The sequence below is a fragment of the Nocardioides sp. genome, assembly GCF_025964975.1.
GTDB lineage: Bacteria > Actinomycetota > Actinomycetes > Propionibacteriales > Nocardioidaceae > Nocardioides.
The window spans coordinates 1-3220 of the sequence record NZ_JAOPXV010000174.1 but is presented as its reverse complement, the minus strand read 5'-3'; the positions used below and the strand labels follow the sequence as shown (position 1 = coordinate 3220).

Annotated in this window: 5 protein-coding genes and 1 tRNA gene; 5 read left to right on the top strand and 1 reads right to left on the bottom strand. The window is 67.5% G+C overall.

All coding sequences use genetic code 11. From position 1 onward, the window contains the following. The coding region (add, locus tag JWN68_RS13200; RefSeq protein WP_297739643.1) for an adenosine deaminase at nt 1-703 on the bottom strand (703 nt) is incomplete at its 3' end. A gap of 142 nt (nt 704-845) precedes the next feature. On the opposite strand from add, the gene JWN68_RS13195 reads away from it, so the two are divergent. The 5 genes from JWN68_RS13195 to rplA all read left to right on the top strand — a co-directional run. Then, nucleotides 846-918: transfer RNA gene (locus JWN68_RS13195), tRNA-Trp, on the top strand. A gap of 47 nt (nt 919-965) precedes the next feature. Next, nucleotides 966-1223 carry a preprotein translocase subunit SecE gene (gene secE / locus JWN68_RS13190; RefSeq protein ID WP_297739641.1) on the top strand — a complete coding sequence of 86 codons (258 nt, stop codon included), beginning with the start codon at nt 966-968 and terminating at the stop codon, nt 1221-1223. A 117-nt stretch (nt 1224-1340) separates the two neighbouring features. Beyond that, a complete protein-coding gene (gene nusG, locus JWN68_RS13185; protein ID WP_297739639.1) occupies nt 1341-2177 on the top strand; it encodes a transcription termination/antitermination protein NusG in 837 nt (278 codons plus the stop codon). Nucleotides 2178-2250: 73 nt separating this feature from the next. Further along, complete coding sequence (rplK, locus tag JWN68_RS13180) at nt 2251-2679, top strand: 50S ribosomal protein L11 (RefSeq protein ID WP_297739637.1); 429 nt, start codon at nt 2251-2253, stop codon at nt 2677-2679. Between the two features lie 78 nt (nt 2680-2757). Then, nucleotides 2758-3220, top strand: a 463-nt coding sequence (gene rplA / locus JWN68_RS13175) for a 50S ribosomal protein L1 (protein WP_297739634.1), incomplete at its 3' end; no start/stop codon positions are given.

Here is a 3220-nt window from a genome sequence, read left to right as displayed (position 1 = left end):
CCAGCAGCGCCGGGTCCTCGGCCGCGCGCACGCCGTGCCCGAGGCGGTCGGCGTGCAGCTCGTCGAGACAGACCCGGACGTGCTCGGGTCCACGGAGCTCGCCCCCGTGGGGCGCGAGCAGCAGGCCGGCGCGCTCTGCGATCGCGAAGGCCCCCGCGAAGTCGCTCGTGCGTCCGCGGCGCTCGTCGTTGGACAGCCCGAAGCCCACTACGCCACGTCCGGCGTACTGACCGGCGAGCCTGGCCAGGGTGCGGGCATCGAGCGGATGCCTGGTGCGGTTGGCCGCGATCACGACCGCGATGCCCAGCCCGGTGCGCCCGGACGCGTCCCGCACGGCATCGAGGACGAGGTCCGTGAAGGCCGTGATGCCGCCGAAGCGAGCGGCATAGCCGCTGGGGTCGACCTGGATCTCGAGCCAACGGCCCCCGTCCGCGACGTCGTCCTGGGCGGCCTCCAGCACCAGTCGGCGTACGTCGTCGGGGGTGCGCAACACCGAACGGGCCACGTCATAGAGGCGCTGGAACCTGAACCAGCCCTTCTCGTCGGCCGCGGAGAGCTGCGGCGGCCAGTCCGCCACGAGGCTGTCGGGCAGGGCGATCCCGTCTCGCTCGGCGAGCTCCAGCAGTGTCTCGTGTCGCATCGACCCGGTGAAGTGGAGGTGGAGGTGGGCCTTCGGGAGCTCGCGCACATCCCGGTGACCCATGCCCGAATCCTAGGGTGACGCCTCGGGGGCCGCCGGTTCGACGCCGCTGGGCCCGTCACCGTATGCTTCGGGTTTGGTGGTCCTGCCACATGCTTCGTGCTGCCCGTCCGCGGGTCGCACGAGCGCTGGGCCGGGACCACGGAGGGCACTAGCTCAACTGGCAGAGCATCGGTCTCCAAAACCGAAGGTTGGGGGTTCAAGTCCCTCGTGCCCTGCAACAGACCAGAACCACTCAGCAGTCAACCAGGAGAAGGTGGCAGACGTGTCGGACTCCAGCGCAGTCCATGAGTCGCGTGAGGACTCACGTGGCGGCGACGGCAAGCGCACCGGGCCGGCTACCTTCTACCGCCAGGTGGTCGCCGAACTCCGCAAGGTCGTGTGGCCGACGCAGGAGCAGCTCATCACCTACTTCCTGGTCGTCCTGGTGTTCGTGCTCGCGATGATGGCGATCGTCTCGGTGCTCGACCTGGCGTTCGGCAAGCTCGCCTTCGCCGTGTTCTCGGGTGGCTCGAACCAGTGACTGCCTGCCGGCCCCCTGGGTCGGCACCCAAGCGCACCGCAGAAGACCAAAGACCAAGTCCAGCGATCGAGGCCCCACGCCGGTCGCACCCAGCAAGTGAGAAGTACGGAGCATCACGTGTCGGATCAGCTCGACTCATCAGTTGAGGACTCGTCTGTCGACGACTCGTCTGTCGACGACTCGTCCGTCGACGACTCGTCCGTGGAGGACTCGTCCGTCGAGGACCTGCCCACTGACGCCTCCGAGGCCGACGAGGCCGACGAGACCGACGAGGCCGACGAGGCCGACGAGGCCGACGTCGACGAGGCCGGCGAGGTAGTGGAGGACGGTCCGCTCGAGGCGTTCCGCCGTGAGCTGTGGGCCAAGCCCGGCGACTGGTTCGTCGTGCACACCTACTCCGGCATGGAGAAGCGGGTCAAGCAGAACCTCGAGAACCGCATCATCTCCCTCAACATGGAGGACTACATCCACGAGATCGTGGTCCCCACCGAAGAGGTCGCGGAGATCAAGAACGGCCAGCGCAAGATGGTCACCCGCACCGTGCTTCCCGGATACGTGCTCGTCCGCATGGACCTCACCGACGAGTCGTGGTCGGCCGTACGCCACACGCCGTCGGTCACCGGGTTCGTCGGTCACAGCCACCAGCCCGTGCCGCTGAGCATGCGCGAGGTCGAGGACATGCTCGCCCCTGCCGTGGTCGCCGTGGCGGAGGCCGAGGCTGCTGCCGCTGCCGGTGACAAGTCCGGCGGAGGCGCCGCGACCGCCAAGAAGCCGGTCGAGGTGGCCGACTTCGACGTGTCCGACTCCGTCATGGTCGTCGATGGTCCGTTCGCGACGTTGCACGCGACGATCACCGAGATCAACGCCGAGTCCCAGAGGGTCAAGGCCCTCGTCGAGATCTTCGGCCGGGAGACCCCGGTCGAGCTGAGCTTCGGCCAGATCCAGAAGGTCTGAGCTCATCAGCACCACCCAGTAGCAGTGGCAGGGGGTCCGACCCCCGTCATGACCACACGAGAGAGAGAAAGAAATGCCTCCCAAGAAGAAGATCGCTGCGCTCGTCAAGGTGCAGCTGCAGGCTGGCGCAGCAACTCCGGCTCCGCCGGTGGGAACCGCCCTCGGTCCCCACGGTGTGAACATCATGGATTTCTGCAAGGCCTACAAGGCGCAGACCGAGTCGATGCGCGGCAACGTGATCCCCGTCGAGATAACGATCTATGAGGACCGGTCCTTCGAGTTCATCACGAAGACCCCGCCGGCCGCAGAGCTCATCAAGAAGGCCGCTGGCCTGAAGAAGGGCTCGGGTGTCCCGCACAAGGAGAAGGTCGGCAAGCTGACCAAGGACCAGGTGCGCGAGATCGCGACCACGAAGCTCCCCGACCTCAACGCCAACGACATCGACGCCGCGATGCTGATCGTCGAGGGCACCGCCCGATCGATGGGCGTCACCACCGACTGAGTCTCGCATCCCGGCGAGCAACACCCGTGGCAGAGCCGCGCTGGCTCTCACGACCACACTCCAGATAAGAGGATTCCCATGCAGCGCAGCAAGACCTACCGCGCAGCGGCCGAGACGTTCAACCAGGACGAGCTCTACGCCCCGCTGACCGCCATCAAGCTGGCCAAGGCCGGCTCGAAGAAGAAGTTCGACGAGACCCTCGACGTCGTCATGCGTCTCGGCGTCGACCCCCGCAAGGCCGACCAGATGGTGCGCGGCACCGTCAACCTTCCCCACGGAACGGGCAAGACCGCCCGCGTCCTCGTGTTCGCCAATGGCGAGAAGGCCGAGGCCGCCCGTGAGGCCGGCGCCGACTACGTCGGTGGCGACGAGCTCATCGAGAAGGTCAACGGCGGCTGGCTGGACTTCGACGCCGTCGTCGCGACCCCCGACATGATGGGCAAGGTCGGCCGCCTCGGTCGCGTCCTCGGCCCCCGCTCGCTCATGCCGAACCCGAAGACCGGCACCGTGACGCCCGACGTCGCCAAGGCCGTCACGGACA